Genomic DNA, 15,986 nt, shown 5'->3' with positions numbered 1-15,986 from the left:
TCAGCCGATCGGCCACTGCAGCACGACGATGCCGTCGTTGTAGTCGCTGTCGTGGCCGTCCTCCGACACGACGATCCCGAAGTTGACCGTGTACGGCGAGCCGTCCGATTTCTTGCCGGTGATCGGCGCGAGCCGCGCGTCGGTGGCCGATGCCTTTCCGTTGACCGTCACCTCGAAGCGCAGCTTGCCGTTGCCCGAATTCAGCGTGGCCTCGCGCGGGCCGTCGCGCGTGGTGAGCTTGTAATACGCGGCCGGTTCGTTGCTGTCGCCGATGAACAGCTTGATGTGCTGCTGTTCGGCCGCATTCGCGAAGAAAATCGCGCGGAAATCGGTGTTCGGCGGGATCGAGAATTCGCCGCCACGATTCGAGGACGTTTGAGAGTCGGCCATGCTTTCCTCCTGGAGATCGATGAATGAGATGTTTCACCGTGTTGCGCAAACGTTTGCCTTTTGAAACACGGTTAAATCAGCATGGCAAAAAATAAATAAGAAAATATTTGGCCGGGAATGGAAGTCATTCAGAAAATCGAAAACAGAAACGATCCGAATCAATAAACACATTTCAATTGGAATGACGCGATATATTCGAGAAACGATATCGTCGTGTGTCGCGCTTTCATCAACAATGAACGTACGCGTGAGCGGGAACAGCGCTACGCGTTCCGTCGGGCGTCAGGGCGCACTTGGGTTGATAAAGAGGCCGTCGCGCAGCCTGACGATCAGGTCGCCGCAGCGTCGCCGAGCGAGCGTGACGGGCGCTGGGTTATCGCGCTTGCCTTGCTGAATCTTGCGCGCGTCATCGCCCGTTAGAGCGAGTCCCGCAACACCGCGAAGGCGATCCGCGCGCAGGATTTCGGCCCGGCCAACGGTGCGTGGGTGCGGGCCCATCGATTGCGCCGCCGTCGCCGGCCGAAGCCGATCTGCAGACCGACTGTCCGGCCCGTGCGTTGCACGCCATGCCGCGCGACGCGTCTGCCCCCGTGTCCGTGCGCCGACGTGTATCACGCGCCGTCGCTGTCTCCGTCTGCGCCACCCCTGAACACATCCGCCGCCGCCTTCAAACAGTCGATCAACCTCAGCGCGGCCGGCGTCAGCAGCGCGTGCCGCCGCATCACGATCGCGACGGTCAGCGCCGGCAGCGGCTCGACGAGATCGAGCACGACGAGCCGGCGCGAGCCGCGCTCGACGTCCGCGAGCGGCCGCGCGAAGACGCCGAGTGCGTCCGTCCGCGACACGAGCCCGAGCGTCGCCGCGAACGACGGGCACTGCACGATCCGCTTCGGCATCTCGATCCCGCGCGGAACGAAGATCGACCGGATCAGATCGTCGCCGCCGTCCCCATAGCGCGGCACGCACCAGCGCGCGTCGCCGAGCTCGCGCAGCGAACGCGCGCGGGCCAGCCGATGCCGGCTGCGGGCGACCACGACGAACGCGGTGCGGAACAGCGGAATGCTCGCGAATTCGTCGGCGTCCGGCAGCGCGTCCGACAGCTGATGCGTGACGATGAAATCGAGCGAGCCGTCGCGCAGTCGCGCGAGGTCGGTCGCCGTCAGCGCGTCGTCGATATTGACCGCCGCGCCGGGCAGCGCGCGCGTGAACGCATCGAAGGCGTGCGGCAGGATCGTCAGCGCGACGGTCGGGCTGACTGCGATCGACACCGAGCCGGTCGTGCCGAGCCGCAACTGCTCGATTTCGTCGCGCGTGCGCTGGATCTCCTCGACGATGCGCCGCGCGCGGATCGCGAAGGCGCTGCCGTAATCGGTCAAGGCGACGCCCTTGACGCTGCGCATCACGAGCGGCACGCCGAGCTCGCCTTCGAGCTCGCGCACGATGCCGCTGACGGCCGGCTGCGTGACGCCGAGCGCGCGGGCGGCGCCGCGGATCGTGCGGTGCTCGGCGACGGCGAGGAATGCACTGAGCTGCTTGAGCTTCATCGGAGTGACAAGAAGAAGTTATCGTCTGCAAGAAAATCTTGGATTTTCCTTATCGGACCGAGTGTATATGCTCGGGGCTTTTCAGGAGCGACGGCGATGATGCGCGTCAACCGGCAACGACTGTGGGATTCGCTGATGGAGATGGCGACGATCGGCGCGACCGCGCGCGGCGGCAGCTGCCGGCTCGCGCTGAGCGACGACGAGGTGCGCGGCCGGCGCCGCTTCATCGCATGGTGCGAGGCGGCCGGCTGCGAGATCCGCATCGATCCGATCGGCAACCTGTTCGCGCGGCGGCCCGGCACGGAGCCGGATGCGCCGGCCGTGATGTGCGGCAGCCATCTCGACACGCAGCCGCTCGGCGGCCGCTTCGACGGCGTCTATGGCGTGCTCGCGGGCCTCGAGGCGATCCGCACGCTGAACGAGCACGGCATCGCGACGCGGCATCCGATCGACGTCGTCGCATGGACGAACGAAGAGGGTTCGCGCTTCACGCCCGGCATGATGGGTTCGGCCGTCTATGCGGGCAAGCTGGACCTCGACGACGCGCTCGCGCGGCCCTGCATGCACACCGGCGTGCGGCTCGGCGACGAGCTCGAACGCACGGGCTTCGCGGGCCCTGCGCGCGAGCGGCAGATGCCGAAGGCGTACTTCGAAGCGCATATCGAGCAGGGGCCCGTGCTCGAGAACGCGGGCGTGCCGATCGGCGTCGTGACCGGCGTGCAGGGCATCGTCGAGCTCGACGTCACGGTGACCGGTTTCGAGTCGCATGCCGGCACGACGCCGATGAGTGTGCGCAAGGACGCAATGGGCGTCGCGGCCGCGATGATCGCCGCGATCGTCGAGCACGGGCACGGCTTCGACGCCGATGCGCGCGTGACGGTCGGCCATCTCGCGTGCCAGCCGAACTCGCCGAGCACGATACCGGGGCAGGTGCGCTTCAGCGTCGACGTGCGTCATCCGTCGCGCTCGGCGCTGCAGCGGCTCGTCGCCGATATCGGCGCGATCTGCACGGAGCGCACCGCGCTGCGCGGCACGCACGTGGACGTGCAGCGCATCGCCGAGTACGACCCGATCGCGTTCGACGCGGCATGCATCGAACGTGTGCGGCAGGCAACGATCGCGGCCGGCTATCCGTATCTCGAGATGTTCAGCGGCGCCGGGCACGATGCGGTGAACCTGTCGTACGTCGCACCGAGCGCGATGGTGTTCGTCCCGTGCAAGGCCGGCCTCAGCCACAACGAGGCCGAGGACGCAGATCCCGTCCATCTCGCGCAAGGCGCGTCGGTGCTCGCGAACCTGCTCGTCGACTGCGCGCGCTAGCACGCGGCCGCATGCCGCCGGCGGCGGTGGCGAACGGGAGGTCGCGACGCGCACGAGAAAATGGCGGACAATCGTCGGCCGGCCGGCGCCATGCCGGCCGGTTCGTTCAACCGCTGCATTCCCGACGCTTGCGAGATCCCCATGTCGACGACACCCCCGCGGGAGCTGCTGAAGGCTGCCGACATCGCGAAGATGGAACCGACACGCGCGGTTCATCCGCTCAATCCCAATGCCGTACGGCTGCGCAAGGCGCTCGGCGATCTGACCGGCATCACACAGCTCGGCTTTCATCTGATCACGTTGATGCCGGGCCACGAGTCCGCCGAATATCACCGGCATCTGTACGAGGAAGAGTGCGTCTACGTGCTGTCCGGCAACGGCACCGTGACGATCGGCGAGCGCCGCGAAGCGGTCGGACCGGGCGATTTTCTCGGCTTCGCGCGCGGCGGCGAAGCGCATACGCTGCAGAACACCGGCGATACGCCGCTCGAACTGATCGTCGTCGGGCAGCGGCTCGAGCACGACGTATGCGAATACCCGCGGGTCGGCAAGCGGCTGTATGTCGCCGGGCCGCTCGAAGACTTCGTCGACTTGCCGACACAGCCGTAACGCGCTCGCGCGATGGCGGCGGCCGCACGATGTGCGATGCGCGCGCTGCCGCGATCGCGCGCAGGATTCGCGCGGCGGTGCGCGTCGCGCTTATGATGCGGAATCGCCATCCGCAGGGTTCCGCCATGGACACGCCCCACCCGCCGACGCACGCCCCGATCCCCGACACCGAACTCGAAGCCGAAGTCGACGCCGAAGTCGAAACCGCCATCGAGCCGCGCGCGTCGCGCGTGCATCGGCCGGTTGCGCTCGTCACCGGATCGACGTCGGGGATCGGCGCGGCGATTGCACGGCGCCTCGCCGCGGACGGTTACGCGGTGATCCTGCATTCGCGGCGGTCGGTCGAGACGGGGCGCGCGATGGCGAGCGAACTCGGCGCGGCATACGTGCAGGCCGATCTCGCCGACGATGCCGAACGCGTGAGGCTGATCCGCGATGCGCTCGCGGTGCACGGCCGCCTCGACGTGCTCGTCAATAACGCGGGCATCAGCCGCACGATCGCGCACGACGATCTGGCAGCCGCGACGCCTGAGGTATGGCGCGAGCTGTACGAGATCAACGCGATCGCGCCGTTTCGGCTCGTCGCCGAAGCGCAGCCCGCGCTGCTCGAAGCGGCGTCGCACGGCCGTGCCGGCTGCGTCGTGAACGTCAGTTCGCACGCCGGTGTGCGGCCGAAGGGCGCGTCGATTCCGTATGCGGCCGCGAAGGCGGCGCTCAACCACACGACGCGCCTGCTCGCGCGCACACTGGCGCCGGCGATCCGCGTCAATGCGGTTGCGCCCGGGCTCGTCGATACGCCGCTGACGGCCGACTGGACCGACGCGCAGCAGCTCTGGCGCGAGCGTGCACCGATGCGCCGCGCGGCGACGCCGGACGACGTCGCGCAGACGGTCGCGATGCTCGTCGCGTCCGACTACGTGACGGGCGAGATCGTCATGCTCGACGGCGGATTGAATCTGACGTAGCGGGGCGCCGCTGGCTGCCGGTCCGCTGATCGGGGGCGTAGCGCTGTCTGCTGCGGCCAGGATCGCCGGCTGCGTCTCGCTACGGTCGGTGAGCCCTCGCCCTCACCCTCGCCCGGCCGGCGACTCAGCCGATGCTCGAGCGCAGCCGCGCGAGCGCGTGATCATGCGTGCGTTCGAACTTCAGCGGCGTGACGGAAATGAAGCCTTCGCCGAGCGCGACCGTTTCCGAATCGGCGTCGTCGTCGCGCGGGGCGCGCGCGAGTTTCAGCCAGTGATACTCGATGTCGCGCGGATCGCGCCCCGACACGATTTCGACGCCCTGCAGCGTGCCGGCGCCCTGATTCGTCGCCTTCAGGCCGCGCACGTCCTGCGCGGGTCGCGCGGGGAAGTTCACGTTCAGGCACACGTCGCTGTCCCAGCCGGCCGCGACGAGCCGGCGGATGACGTCGGGCGCATGCGCAAGCGCGGTGTCCCACGGCACCGCGTGCCGATCGGTGAAGGCCTGGCTCAGTGCGATGGCCGGTACGCCGAGCAGCATGCTCGTCATCGCGGCGCCGACCGTGCCCGAGAACACGGTCTCGGTGCCGAGATTCGCGCCGCGATTGACGCCCGACAGCACCGCGTCGGGCCGCGCGTCCTTCATCAGATGGCTGACGGCGATCGCGACGCAGTCTCCGGGCGTGCCGCGCACCGCGAAGCGGCGTTCGTCCTTGCGATGCACGCGCAGCGGCTCGTGCAGGCTCAGCGAGTGCGACGTGCCGCTCTGGTCCTCGGCCGGCGCGACGATCCACACTTCGCGCGCGAGCTGCGCGGCGACGCGTTCGAGCACGGCGAGACCGGGGGCGTCGAATCCGTCGTCGTTGGTGAGCAGGACGCGATCGAACAGCGGGCGGGTTTCTTGCATCGGAACGTTCCTCGTGGAGATGGGGCTGCGGATATCGTCGCCGCGTGCGCGGGCGGCCGGCCGGGGCCGCGCGCCGCGCGCGCGGCGAAGCGACGGATTGCCGAAGAGTATGACGCAGCGCGCGCAGGTCCGGCGTGCGGCAACACGCAGCGCCTCGTTGCGCGCCGGGGCGCGCGCGTCTCGGCGCGCATTCGGCGCGATCTCGCCGATGTGAAAACGGGCGCTTGCGCGCCCGTCGTCGAATGGACCGCTGGACCGCTGCACCGCTGCACCGACGACCGGCCGCGGCGGGCCTGCGTTCGCTAGCCGAGCAGGTGCCGCAGCACGCCGGCCGACACGACGCCGATCGCGACGGTCGGGAGGATCGACAGGCGCGTGGCCGCGACGATCGTGATGGCGAGCGCGAGCAGATCGGCCGGACGCGTCGACACGAACGCGGGCGCGATCACCGAGATCAGCACGCAGCCCGGCACGTTCTCCATCACGGCGGCCATCCGCGGGCTCAGCGGGCGGTTGCGCAGCATCACGTAGCCGAGGATGCGCGACAGGTAAGTCGTCGACGCCATCAGCACGATCGTCGCGACGGTGCTGAAATCAGGCATCGCGCGGCTCCCACCACAGCGCGGCGATCAGCCCCGCGCACGCGCCGGCCGCGACGTACCAGGCGCCCGGCACGGCCAGATGCGTGGCCGCCGCGACGACGAGGCTCACGAACCACGGCCGGCTCGCGCGCAGGCCCTTCCACATCCCGCGCAGCAGCACGAGAAACACGGCCGTGAACGCCATGTCGAAGCCGTACTGTTCGACGTTGCCGATCGTCGGTCCGACGGCCGCGCCGAGCGTCGTCATCGAGATCCATGTCAGGTAGAGCCCGGCGCAGATCCCCGCGTAATACGGGACGCTGATGTGCGTGTCGGCGCGCGAGCGCGTATCGGCGAGCGACATCGCCCAGCTCTCGTCGCACATGAAGAACAGCGCGGCGAACGCGCGGCGGCGCGGCAGGCGCCGGATATACGGCGCGAACGCGGCGCCCATCAGGATGTGACGCGAATTGACGAGAAACGACATCGCGACGATCAGCGCGATGTGCGGCGGCGACGTCCACAGATGGATCGCCGCGAATTCCGAGCCGCCGCCGAAGTTCAGGCCCGTCATCATCGGGACCTCGAACAGGCTCAGCCCTTTTTGCGCGGCCTGCGCGCCCAGCACGAGCGCGAACGGCACGAAACCCAGCATGACGGGCAGCGCCGCGCGCAAGCCGCGGCCCATCTCGGCGACATAGGCGGGCCGCTCGCGCAGCCCGGACGACGTTGAAACGCTACTGCTCATTACTCCTCCTTCGGGGGAGGGATTGTCTGCTTTTTTGACTCGAATCGGGTTGCGTTGTCGCCATGTTTTTCGCAGAATTTGGCATCGAACGTGCAATACGCAAATTTTTTGGAATCGGGTGCCAATGAAGCTTGACGCAATCGACCGGCGGATCCTGACCGCGCTGCAGCGCGACGGCCGCATGCAGAACGTGGAACTCGCGCAGGAGGTCGGGCTGTCGCCGTCGCCGTGCCTGCGGCGCGTGCGGCTGCTCGAGGAAGCGGGCGTGATCGAGAAATACGTGGCCGTGCTGAACCCGGCGAAGGTCGGCAAGGGGCTGACGATCTTCACGCGCGTGTGGCTGAAGGGGCAGGATGCTGAGACGGTGAACCGCTTCGCGGAGGCGGTCCAGCAGATGCCGGAAGTCGTCGAATGTCATCTGATGGCGGGCGACTGCGACTTCCTGCTGCGCGTCGTCGCGGCCGACATCGACGACTACCGTCGCTTTCAGATGGAGTATCTGACGCGCATTCCGGGCGTGCTCAGCGTGAAGACCGACATTCCGATGCAGAAGATCAAGCTGACCTCGGCGCTGCCGACGTAGCGGCGCGCGGCGCGTTCACGGCAAGTGCGACGAACGCCCGATACACTGATGCAACGCGACGCCGCCGCGCCGATGCCGCGCCGATGCCGCGCAGGCGCCGCCCGGTAGCGAAACGCCCCTGCCTTTTCCTGTCGAGCGAAACATGCAGCCCGTCAACAGTCCGTGGAATTCGCTGGAAATCGTGAAGCTGGCGCTCGGCGTGCTGACGCCGCTGTCGGTGGCCGGCCTCGGCTGGCTGGTCGCGCGGCGGCTGAAGCGGCTCGAGCTCGTGCAGTGGACCAACCAGAAGCTGATCGAGAAGCGGCTTGCGCTGTACGACGTGGTCGCGCCGCAACTGAACGCGCTGCTGTGCTTCTACACCTGGATCGGCTACTGGAAGGACATCTCGCCCGACGACGTGATCCGCGCGAAGCGCGAGCTCGACCGCACGTTCCATCTGTATCGCTATCTGTTCGACGACGACGTGTACGACGCGTATCACGCGTACATCCACGCGCTGTTCGAGATGCATACGGGCGCGGGCCGCGATGCCTGGATCCGTTCGCTGATCCATGGGCCGGACGGCGATCGCAGCGTGCACGGCACGTACGACTGGAAGCCCGGATGGTCCGAGCGTTTCGCGACGGACAACGTCGAAGACAAGGCCGACGTGCTGCGGCACTACACGCGGCTGATGGAGCGCCTGCGGGTCGCGCTCGGTGCGAATCGCTGATCGGGATGGCGGTGCGCGGCAAGCGGCGATCGGTGCGCGGCGCGCGGCGAGTGGCGAGTGGCGAGTGGCGAGTGGCGAGTGGCGAGTGGCGAGTGGCGAGTGGCGCGGCCCGCGGCTCCGCACGGCACGCGCCGCGTTCCTGCGTTCCGGCCGCCGCAGTGCCGCGACGCCGCGTCGCTCAGCCCTTCGCGACGACGTCGATGCGCAGCGCTTCGCCGCCCGCGACGATTGCGAGCAGACGATCGACGTTCGGATGCGCGCCCGGGCGATTGCGTGCGTCGGCCGTATGTTCGGCGAATACCGCGAGCCCGTGCTCGGCCGCTTTCGCGTCGAGCGTGCCGAACGTCTGCTTCAGGTAGTGGTACACGGCGAGCGAGCCCTGCTTGCCCGGCTGGTTCTCGATGCTGGCCACCACGTCGCCGTTCGCGGCGACGAGATCGATGCGTGCGATGCCGTCGATGGCCGGCAATTGCGCGAGATTGTCCTTGAAGACTGCGGTCGGTTGAATCACTGAAACACTCCGTCGGTTCATGAGGGGCAACGCGGGCCGTATCTTATCCGATCGCACGCGACGCGCGCGCGGGCGCGCGGCCGCGGCCGGACGTGCGCCACGCGAGCGCCGCGCAGCCGAGCTGCACGATGCTGCCGGCGCCCATCGCGATCCGCAGGGCGGCTGCGCCGCCGCCGAACGCGTCGTACAGCGCGCCGAGCACGGCGACGCCGAGCACCGCGCCGATCATCCGCATGACGTTCATCAGCGAGGCGGCCGTGCCGGCGCGCTCGGCGTCGACCGCGCCGACGGCCGTCGCGGCCAGCGATCCGACCGCGAGCCCGAGCCCCGTGCCGGTCAGCACGAGCCCGCAAGCGGCCCACGCGAGCGTCGGCGCGTGCGCGTCGGTCGAGCCCGCCGCGCCGATGCCGATGACCGCGAGCCCGAGCCCCATCAGCGCGACGCCGCCTGCGCCGGCCGTGCGTGCACCGACGCGCGCCGCGACGGCGCCGGAGCCGAACGACACGAGCGCGAACGGCACCGACATCGGCAGCAGCGCCACGCCGGCACCGGCCGCATCGAGCACACGGTGGCTCTGCCATGCGAGCGGCAGCACGAACAGCATCCCGTAGCCGCCGAACGTCATCGCGCCGTTCGCGATCAGCATGCCGCGAAACGGACGGTTCGCGAGCAGGTCGAGCGGCACGAGCGCGGTCGTGCCGAGCCGCCGCTCGACACGCACGAACAGCGCGACGGCGACGCCGCTCGCCGCGACCAACAGCGCGGTGTGCAGCGGAGCGTGACGCGCATCGATCGTCGCGAACACGATGCCGCCGATCGCAAGCGCGCCGAGCACCTGTGCGACGACGTCGAAGCGGCGGCCCTGCGGATCGGCCGACTCGCGCACCGCGACTGCCGCGAGCACGACGGCCGCGGCGCCGAACGGAATCACGATCGCGAAGATGCTCGGCCAGCCGAACGCGCGAATCAGCACGCCGCCGAGCGTCGGCCCGACGATCATCGCGATGCCGCCGCATGCCGCCCAGATGCCGAGTGCCCGCGCGCGCTCGGCCGGATCGCGCCAGGTCACGCGCACGATCGCGAGCGACGCGGGAATCAGCAGCGCGGCCCCGGCGCCCGCGAGCGCGCGGCCGGCGATCAGCACGCCGAGCGTCGGCGCGAGCGCGCAGACGACCGACGCGCCGCTCAGCAACGCCGCACCGGCGACGAATGCGCGGCGCCGCCCGTAGAGGTCGCCGATCAGGCCGCCGGTGAGCAGCAGCACCGCATAGGCGAGGTTGTACGCATCGATCACCCATTGCAGTGCGCCGACGCGTGCGCCGAACGTCGCGCCGATCGCACCGGTCGCGAGATTGACGATCGCGGTGTCGATCTGCGCGATCAGCACCGCGATGCAGAGCGTCGGCAGCATGAGCCGGTGCCGCGCGGCCCGCGCCTCATCGGCAGCGTCGCGCGACGCCGCGCGGGTCGGACGCATCATCGCGGATCTCCCGGCAGGCTGCCGTCGTGCACGGCGTCGGCGGCGTGCAGCGCGTCGCGTGCGCGATCGATGTCGCGGCTGCGGTAGGCGCGTTCAGGAATGTCGGCGAGCCGCGACGGATGGACCTGCTGCGCGTCCAGTCCGTAGAACTTCTGGAAGCTCATGATCAGAGGCGACCATTTGTCGGGATCGATGCGATCCGGTTCCCCGTCGACCAGCAGATCGGGATGCACGTGCACGCGCTGCACGCGCACTTCGAACACGCGAATGCGGCCGCGCAGATCGGGCGCGTCGTCGCCGATGCCGTGTGTCGCGACGACGACCGCTTCCAGATGAACCGGACATTCGAGCGCACGCGGCGGCGCGACGGTGTGCGATGCGGTTTCGGTCAGTCCGGCCGTGCCGAACTTGTCGGCTTCGTACACGTAGCCCTTCGCGTGCTTCGATTCCGGCACGGGGTACGTGCCGGTCGTGCGCGCGATCCGATCGACCGCATGCGCCTGCGCGGGCGACGGCAGATTCAGTACGCATTCGCGCGTGCGCAGCAGATTCTGCGCGGTCTGCGAGCTGTTCGCGAGTCCGAGCACGCCGCGCCAGCCGAGCCAGAACGCGGACGACATCGGCGCGAGATTGGCGGTGCCGTCGGCGTTCAGCGTGCTGATCAGCACGACGGGCGTGCCGAAGTACAGGATGTTCGGTTCGGTGACGCGATGCGGCGCATGCATGGGCGGATTCCTCTCGACGATCAGCCTGCATGCTGCGCGCGCGGCGGCCGCACGGCGCTCCGGATCTTGCCGTGTCATCCGGCCGGCGGGCGCCGGCATCGGCGGGGCTTTTCCGCTACAGTAGGAAATCGCAGGTCGCGCAGCCCGGTATCCGGCGGCGCGACCAGGTTCGAGAATTGCTGACGAGGAACCCGATGCTCACTCCGCAACGCTATACCTCCAACGCGCCGACGCGCGCGGAAGTCGAAGCGCTGACCGGCGCGACCGTGATCGAATTCGGCGCCAACTGGTGCGGGATCTGCGCGGGCGCGCAGCCGTCGATCGTCGCGTCGCTCGCGGCGCATCCCGAGGTCCGCCATCTGAAGATCGAGGACGGCCCCGGCCGGCCGCTCGGCCGTTCGTTCGGCGTGAAGCTGTGGCCGACGCTCGTGTTTCTGCGCGACGGCGTCGAAGTCGCGCGCGTCGTGCGCCCGATCGACGCGCGGCAGATCGAAGCCGAAGGCTTCGCGGCGCTCGCCTGATCCGCACGGGACGACAAGCCATGCAACAGGCCATCCAGCACGTCGGCGTCGATACGCGAGGCCGCGGCCTCGTCGAGTTCACCGCGCGCGTGCGCGCGTTCGTCGATCAGCAGACGATCCGCACCGGGCTGCTGACCGTCTTCTGCCGGCACACGTCCGCGTCGCTGCTGATCCAGGAGAATGCCGATCCGTCGGTGCAGCGCGATCTCGAGCGCTACTTCGAGATGCTCGCGCCCGAGGATGCGACACGCTACGAGCACGACACCGAAGGCGCGGACGACATGCCGGCGCATCTGCGCACCGCGCTCACGCAGGTGCAGCTGTCGATTCCGGTCGAAAACGGACGGATGGTGCTCGGCACCTGGCAGGGCATCTATCTGTTCGAGCATCGCCGCGCCGCGCATCGGCGCGACGTCGTGCTGCATCTGATCGGCGAGTGAGCCGCACGCAGGCGCGCGTCGGCGGCGGGCGGCGTGCGATGGACGCGCGCGGCGGCGTCAGCCGAGCAGCCGTTCGATCGCCGCGCCGAGTTCGCGCAGATGCACGGGCTTCGGGACGTATTCGTCGAAGGCCTGCCGGTTCTCGCCGAGCGCCAGCGACTCGTACGCCGTGACGCCGAGGATCGCCGGACGCTGCGCGCCGGGCGCACGCGTCGAGCGCAGCCGGCGCGCAACGTCGACACCGCTGATGTCGGGCAGCTCCAGATCGAGTATCACGACGTCGTACGCGATCTCGGCCGCGCGCGCGAGGCCTTCGCGGCCGGTGCCGCACAGATCGGCGGCGATGCCGAGCGTCGTGAGCATCGCGCCGAGCGTTTCGCGCGCGTTGTCGTTGTCGTCGACGATCAGCGCGCGCGTGTCGCGCAGCGCGGCCGGCGCCGCACCGGCCGGCGCTTCGTGTGCGCTCTCTACCGCGTCCGGCACGTCGACCGGCACCGTCACGACGAACTCGCTGCCCTGGCCCGCGACGCTGTGCACGTCGACGCGCCCGCGCAGCGTCGTGACGATTTCGCGCACGACGGCGAGCCCCATCCCGATGCCGTCGACGCTGAGCCCGACCGCATCGTTCGCGCGATAGAACGGCTCGAAGATCTTCGACAGATGCGCCTTCGCGATGCCGACGCCGGTGTCGCGCACCGCGATCCTCAGCTGCGGGCCGGCCGGCGCGTCGGCGCGCGTGATCGACACGGCGATCGAGCCGCGGTGCGTGTACTTGACCGCGTTCTCGACGAGATTCGCGAGCACCTGCCGCAGCAGCTTCCGGTCGGAGCGCACGGCGAGATCGGTCGGTGCGACGTGCGACGAGAGCGCGAGCCCTTTCGCGTCGATTTTCGGGCGCAGCGGATCGAGCACGTCGGCGAGCAGCGACGCGATGCGGACCGTTTCCGCGTCGGCGAGCCGTTTCGTCGAGCGCAGCTTGATGTAGTCGGTCAGATCCTTGACGAGCGCTTCGAGCGACGCCGCCGAATTCTGCAGCCGCCGGATCGTCTTCAGGTTCGCGTCGGACTGCGGGCGCGCAAGGAGGATCTCGATCGACCCGCAGATCGCCTGCAGCGGCGTGCGCAGTTCGTGGCTGACCATGCCGAGAAACGCGTTTTTCGCCTCGATCATCTCGAACGCGCGATCGGAGGCTTGCCGCTCGGCGTCGAGTGCCGCGTTCTGCCGTTCGAGCAACGCATCGCGCGTGCGCATCGTGTAGAACAGCAGCGCGAACAGCGCGAACAGCGCGCACAGCAGCACGCCGAGCACACCGCCGAGCAGCAGGATCGTCCGCTGCTTCGCACGCAGCTGATGGAACGTGAAGTCGCGCTGTGCCATCTCGATCGCGCGGAAGTCGTTGGCGAGACCGTTGACGCGCGGCCAGTATGCGTCGACGTCGGCCAGCACGCGCGGTGCTTGCTGCGGCGCGTCGCGCAGCTTCGGCACGTCGCGCTTCAGCTGCGCCATGAAGGCGCCGAGCGTCGCGATCTCGTCGCGCGCGCTCGGGATGCGCAGCCAGTATTCGGACACTTCGGACGGCCGCTCGAGAAAGCCGAACGACACGGAGAGGCTGTCGAGCTGCATCTGCAGCTTGTCGAAATCGTCGTCCTGATGCGTTGCGTAGAGGATCAGCTGGCGGTTGAAGCGCGTATAGACGTTGCGGTATTGCGCGGCCGTCCAGAACACGCCCTCGCGCGGCCCTTCGAGCACGCCTTCGTTGACCGACGTCGCGAGCAGGTCCCACAGCAGGAACGCCCACGCGGCGAACCCCAGCAGCCAGACGGAGCCGAGAACGAGGATGACTTTCCGGTTACGCCATCGGCGGCGTGTCATTTCACCGTCAGCCCGACGACCTGCCACGCGAATTTCGCTTCGCCGAGCGGCGTCTTCAGCTCGTCCGGAAACTGGTCGCGCGGATACATGATCCACAGCGGCCCGTAGTTGTCGTTGCCGAGCACCTTGCCGTTCATCGTCCGCGCGAGGATCACGCCGTAACGATCGGCGTCGGATGCGGGAATCGTGAACGTGTATTCGTCGATGCAGCGGAATTCGATCTGCTCGCCGTGCGCGCCGACCGCCTTCAGCACGTCGGAGAGCCGCGGGCCCGTGAACGTCGAGACCGGCGTCCAGCTCGTCGAGGTGCGGATCGTATGCTGGGGCAGCGCCATCAGCGCCGCCTCGGAAAACACGTACGCGTGCCGGCCGGACTGGTTGCTCTTCGCGATCTTGCCGTCGACGGTGAACGTGAACGGCGCGGCCCAGCATGCGGCGGCGAGGCCGAGCAGATACACGGTGAGCACGCGCTTGAGCCAGAGAGTCGTAGCTTGCATGTGGTTGGTCTCGTTGGGGTGGCGACGATGCGCGGCGCTCAGGTCCCGGCCGGCGCGACGGGCGGCACGATCTTCAGTTCGCGCGCCACCTCGGCGAACAGGATCGGCAGGCGCACCGGCTTTTCCTCGCAGCGCGCGTTGTAATGCGACACGATGTGCGCGATTTCGTCCTCGCTTGCTTCGCCGGTCGAAATCTTGCCGGTCAGCAGGAAGATCGGCGCATCGCCGTTCTCGCTCGCGCGGATCCCGCGCACCAGATCGGCGGCCGTTTCGTCGCCGAGCATCCAGTCGAGGATGTAGCCGTCGAAGTCCTCGATCGCGAGCGCTTCGCGGAACGCGTGGCCGTCATGATACGGAATCGCGTGCACGCCCTTTTCGATGAAATACTCGCATACCGTTTCGGCGACGTCCGGCGAATCGTCGACGACGGCGATCCGCGCGGCATACGCGTTCGGCCGGCTCGAACGCAGCTCGATCAGCTCGACGGCATGCGTGCGGCCTTCGCGCGCGTGCCGGCGTTCGGTGACGATCCATTCGCCCTGCCACTGCAGCGCGACGAATTCGGTGTCGATCTGGCTGCTCGCCTTCGTCGAGATCGCGGCGCGGCAGCGAAAACGCCGCGATTCGATCACGAGCGTCGCGTCGATCATCTCGGCGTCGGCGGGCTGCGCGCCCTTGTCGTCGAGCAGGATCGCGGGCGGCACGCCGAAGTGCGTCGCGATGTCCTGCAGTTGCGACAGGTTCCAAGGAATCAGCCCCTTCATCTTGCGCGTGACGACCGAGAAGCTCAGGCCGAGCACGTTCGCGATCGTCGTGTTGTGGCTGCGCGGCGCGATGCCGTTCCGGTTCAGCAGATCGCGCACCTTGTTCGCGGTGATCAGATCGACGTTGGCCTGCTCGCTGTTGGACATCGTGGTGAGGTTTCCGGTAGTTGGCGACGGAGAGCATAGCAAAAGTGACGCGTCATGCAAGCTTACGATGAGCGGTCGCCTTGACATATGCTGTATCTCGATTATTATTGCGCACCACGTCACGATTGTTTGTCGCGTCATGTTTGCGCACGACGGCGACGACGTCGACACCGCCACCCACCGTGGGGCGATGCCGTAACGGAACGTTTCCGGCAGAGAACCTGAGAGAGCCCTGGACTGCGTGCCGGCGCCGGCGGATTGCGATTCGCCGCGCCGCACGCAAACCGGCCAAGCGCCGTCTGCCGGTCATGCCACGCGCGATTCGCGTTCCGTCTTCCCTATCCCGCGCGCCACCTTTCCGCACGCTATTGCCTCCATCGGCGCGATCACGAGATTCGCAAAGCAGCGCTATTACCGCTCGCCCAACCGCCGCGCGCGCTGCCGTTTGCATGCCATCTGCACGGCCGCGTTCGCCCGATCCCGCGATCGCGATTCGATGCGCGCGCCCTACGTCGTCCGTGCACGATGTATCGTTCAAGTCCGAACTAGGCTTTCCAGATAATCAGACGAGTACTAAACCGTTGATTCAGAACTGTTTTTCCCGGCGCCGTTTGGCATGATCGACCCGTTTTCGTTTTTGTACGGTTTCGTTCATGCGATGCACGGCGACCCG

At 68.3% G+C, this 15,986-nt stretch carries 18 protein-coding genes; 7 read left to right on the top strand and 11 right to left on the bottom strand.

Annotated elements, in window-relative coordinates:
* Nucleotides 1-390 (bottom strand): fucose-binding lectin II, encoded by a 390-nt coding sequence (locus BCR55_RS20740; protein WP_006404505.1) that lies wholly within the window; start codon nt 388-390, stop codon nt 1-3.
* Between the two features lie 611 nt (nt 391-1,001).
* Nucleotides 1,002-1,934 (bottom strand): LysR family transcriptional regulator, encoded by a 933-nt coding sequence (locus tag BCR55_RS20735; protein ID WP_006404504.1) that lies wholly within the window; start codon nt 1,932-1,934, stop codon nt 1,002-1,004.
* 96 nt (nt 1,935-2,030) lie between these two features.
* Between BCR55_RS20735 and BCR55_RS20730 the strand changes: the two genes are divergently transcribed.
* The 3 genes from BCR55_RS20730 (at nt 2,031) to BCR55_RS20720 (ending at nt 4,828) form a co-directional block, all read left to right on the top strand.
* Nucleotides 2,031-3,254, top strand: a complete 1,224-nt coding sequence (locus BCR55_RS20730) for a Zn-dependent hydrolase (protein WP_053298024.1) — start codon at nt 2,031-2,033, stop codon at nt 3,252-3,254.
* A 141-nt stretch (nt 3,255-3,395) separates the two neighbouring features.
* A complete protein-coding gene (locus tag BCR55_RS20725; RefSeq protein WP_035946191.1) occupies nt 3,396-3,863 on the top strand; it encodes a cupin domain-containing protein in 468 nt (155 codons plus the stop codon).
* A gap of 125 nt (nt 3,864-3,988) precedes the next feature.
* Complete coding sequence (locus tag BCR55_RS20720; protein WP_053298032.1) at nt 3,989-4,828, top strand: SDR family NAD(P)-dependent oxidoreductase; 840 nt, start codon at nt 3,989-3,991, stop codon at nt 4,826-4,828.
* Nucleotides 4,829-4,952: 124 nt separating this feature from the next.
* Here the strand turns inward: BCR55_RS20720 and surE are convergent, their stop codons facing one another.
* The 3 genes from surE to BCR55_RS20705 all read right to left on the bottom strand — a co-directional run bounded on the left by surE (nt 4,953) and on the right by BCR55_RS20705 (nt 7,061).
* Entirely contained in the window at nt 4,953-5,732 is a 780-nt protein-coding gene (gene surE, locus BCR55_RS20715) for a 5'/3'-nucleotidase SurE (protein WP_006404498.1), read from the bottom strand.
* A gap of 302 nt (nt 5,733-6,034) precedes the next feature.
* Nucleotides 6,035-6,334 carry an AzlD family protein gene (locus tag BCR55_RS20710; RefSeq protein ID WP_006404497.1) on the bottom strand — a complete coding sequence of 100 codons (300 nt, stop codon included), beginning with the start codon at nt 6,332-6,334 and terminating at the stop codon, nt 6,035-6,037.
* On the bottom strand, nt 6,327-7,061 hold the full coding sequence (locus BCR55_RS20705) for an AzlC family ABC transporter permease (protein WP_006413319.1): 735 nt from the start codon (nt 7,059-7,061) through the stop codon (nt 6,327-6,329). The genes BCR55_RS20710 and BCR55_RS20705 overlap by 8 nt, the downstream gene beginning before the upstream one ends.
* Nucleotides 7,062-7,185: 124 nt before the next feature.
* Here BCR55_RS20705 and BCR55_RS20700 point away from each other — a divergent pair, with 124 nt between their 5' ends.
* Both BCR55_RS20700 and BCR55_RS20695 read left to right on the top strand, forming a co-directional pair.
* A complete protein-coding gene (locus BCR55_RS20700) occupies nt 7,186-7,644 on the top strand; it encodes an Lrp/AsnC family transcriptional regulator (RefSeq protein WP_006397674.1) in 459 nt (152 codons plus the stop codon).
* 142 nt (nt 7,645-7,786) lie between these two features.
* Nucleotides 7,787-8,356, top strand: coding sequence for a hypothetical protein (locus BCR55_RS20695; RefSeq protein ID WP_065495746.1), 570 nt, complete (start codon nt 7,787-7,789; stop codon nt 8,354-8,356).
* 178 nt (nt 8,357-8,534) lie between these two features.
* Here BCR55_RS20695 and BCR55_RS20690 read toward each other — a convergent pair whose 3' ends face one another.
* The 3 genes from BCR55_RS20690 to BCR55_RS20680 are packed head-to-tail and all read right to left on the bottom strand — an operon-like array spanning nt 8,535 to nt 11,072.
* Nucleotides 8,535-8,867, bottom strand: a complete 333-nt coding sequence (locus BCR55_RS20690) for a DUF2322 family protein (protein WP_006397676.1) — start codon at nt 8,865-8,867, stop codon at nt 8,535-8,537.
* Nucleotides 8,868-8,910: 43 nt separating this feature from the next.
* The gene (locus tag BCR55_RS20685; RefSeq protein WP_065495744.1) at nt 8,911-10,347 is read right to left on the bottom strand and encodes an MFS transporter; all 1,437 of its coding nucleotides are present in this window, start codon (nt 10,345-10,347) and stop codon (nt 8,911-8,913) included.
* The gene (locus BCR55_RS20680; protein ID WP_053298020.1) at nt 10,344-11,072 is read right to left on the bottom strand and encodes a flavin reductase family protein; all 729 of its coding nucleotides are present in this window, start codon (nt 11,070-11,072) and stop codon (nt 10,344-10,346) included. The genes BCR55_RS20685 and BCR55_RS20680 overlap by 4 nt, the downstream gene beginning before the upstream one ends.
* Nucleotides 11,073-11,266: 194 nt before the next feature.
* Here BCR55_RS20680 and BCR55_RS20675 point away from each other — a divergent pair, with 194 nt between their 5' ends.
* Complete coding sequence (locus tag BCR55_RS20675; protein ID WP_006397679.1) at nt 11,267-11,593, top strand: thioredoxin family protein; 327 nt, start codon at nt 11,267-11,269, stop codon at nt 11,591-11,593.
* Between the two features lie 20 nt (nt 11,594-11,613).
* On the top strand, nt 11,614-12,033 hold the full coding sequence (locus BCR55_RS20670) for a secondary thiamine-phosphate synthase enzyme YjbQ (protein WP_065495742.1): 420 nt from the start codon (nt 11,614-11,616) through the stop codon (nt 12,031-12,033).
* A 57-nt stretch (nt 12,034-12,090) separates the two neighbouring features.
* Here the strand turns inward: BCR55_RS20670 and atsR are convergent, their stop codons facing one another.
* Genes atsR through BCR55_RS20655 form a run of 3 tightly spaced genes read right to left on the bottom strand, consistent with a single transcriptional unit; the run spans nt 12,091 to nt 15,313 of the window.
* Nucleotides 12,091-13,905 carry a hybrid sensor histidine kinase/response regulator AtsR gene (gene atsR / locus BCR55_RS20665; RefSeq protein ID WP_065495741.1) on the bottom strand — a complete coding sequence of 605 codons (1,815 nt, stop codon included), beginning with the start codon at nt 13,903-13,905 and terminating at the stop codon, nt 12,091-12,093.
* Nucleotides 13,902-14,402, bottom strand: coding sequence for a molybdopterin-dependent oxidoreductase (locus tag BCR55_RS20660; protein ID WP_006404491.1), 501 nt, complete (start codon nt 14,400-14,402; stop codon nt 13,902-13,904). Before BCR55_RS20660 ends, atsR begins: the two co-directional genes overlap by 4 nt.
* Nucleotides 14,403-14,440: 38 nt before the next feature.
* Nucleotides 14,441-15,313 (bottom strand): helix-turn-helix domain-containing protein, encoded by an 873-nt coding sequence (locus BCR55_RS20655; protein WP_053298017.1) that lies wholly within the window; start codon nt 15,311-15,313, stop codon nt 14,441-14,443.
* Nucleotides 15,314-15,986: the final 673 nt, after the last annotated feature.

Origin of the sequence: Burkholderia sp. CCA53 (assembly GCF_001685525.1) — a bacterium.
GTDB lineage: Bacteria > Pseudomonadota > Gammaproteobacteria > Burkholderiales > Burkholderiaceae > Burkholderia > Burkholderia multivorans.
This window is presented reverse-complemented; position numbering and strand designations above follow the sequence as displayed.

Excerpts from the sequence above, each read along its gene's own strand:
- BCR55_RS20725 (WP_035946191.1), top strand. The coding sequence starts at position 3,396 with ATGTCGACGACACCCCCGCGGGAGCTGCTGAAGGCTGCCGACATCGCG.
- BCR55_RS20675 (WP_006397679.1), top strand. The coding sequence starts at position 11,267 with ATGCTCACTCCGCAACGCTATACCTCCAACGCGCCGACGCGCGCGGAA.
- BCR55_RS20710 (WP_006404497.1), bottom strand. The coding sequence starts at position 6,334 with ATGCCTGATTTCAGCACCGTCGCGACGATCGTGCTGATGGCGTCGACG.
- BCR55_RS20730 (WP_053298024.1), top strand. The coding sequence starts at position 2,031 with ATGATGCGCGTCAACCGGCAACGACTGTGGGATTCGCTGATGGAGATG.
- BCR55_RS20670 (WP_065495742.1), top strand. The coding sequence starts at position 11,614 with ATGCAACAGGCCATCCAGCACGTCGGCGTCGATACGCGAGGCCGCGGC.
- surE (WP_006404498.1), bottom strand. The coding sequence starts at position 5,732 with ATGCAAGAAACCCGCCCGCTGTTCGATCGCGTCCTGCTCACCAACGAC.
- BCR55_RS20695 (WP_065495746.1), top strand. The coding sequence starts at position 7,787 with ATGCAGCCCGTCAACAGTCCGTGGAATTCGCTGGAAATCGTGAAGCTG.
- atsR (WP_065495741.1), bottom strand. The coding sequence starts at position 13,905 with ATGACACGCCGCCGATGGCGTAACCGGAAAGTCATCCTCGTTCTCGGC.
- BCR55_RS20740 (WP_006404505.1), bottom strand. The coding sequence starts at position 390 with ATGGCCGACTCTCAAACGTCCTCGAATCGTGGCGGCGAATTCTCGATC.
- BCR55_RS20705 (WP_006413319.1), bottom strand. The coding sequence starts at position 7,061 with ATGAGCAGTAGCGTTTCAACGTCGTCCGGGCTGCGCGAGCGGCCCGCC.
- BCR55_RS20700 (WP_006397674.1), top strand. The coding sequence starts at position 7,186 with ATGAAGCTTGACGCAATCGACCGGCGGATCCTGACCGCGCTGCAGCGC.
- BCR55_RS20685 (WP_065495744.1), bottom strand. The coding sequence starts at position 10,347 with ATGATGCGTCCGACCCGCGCGGCGTCGCGCGACGCTGCCGATGAGGCG.
- BCR55_RS20655 (WP_053298017.1), bottom strand. The coding sequence starts at position 15,313 with ATGTCCAACAGCGAGCAGGCCAACGTCGATCTGATCACCGCGAACAAG.
- BCR55_RS20735 (WP_006404504.1), bottom strand. The coding sequence starts at position 1,934 with ATGAAGCTCAAGCAGCTCAGTGCATTCCTCGCCGTCGCCGAGCACCGC.
- BCR55_RS20680 (WP_053298020.1), bottom strand. The coding sequence starts at position 11,072 with ATGCATGCGCCGCATCGCGTCACCGAACCGAACATCCTGTACTTCGGC.
- BCR55_RS20720 (WP_053298032.1), top strand. The coding sequence starts at position 3,989 with ATGGACACGCCCCACCCGCCGACGCACGCCCCGATCCCCGACACCGAA.
- BCR55_RS20660 (WP_006404491.1), bottom strand. The coding sequence starts at position 14,402 with ATGCAAGCTACGACTCTCTGGCTCAAGCGCGTGCTCACCGTGTATCTG.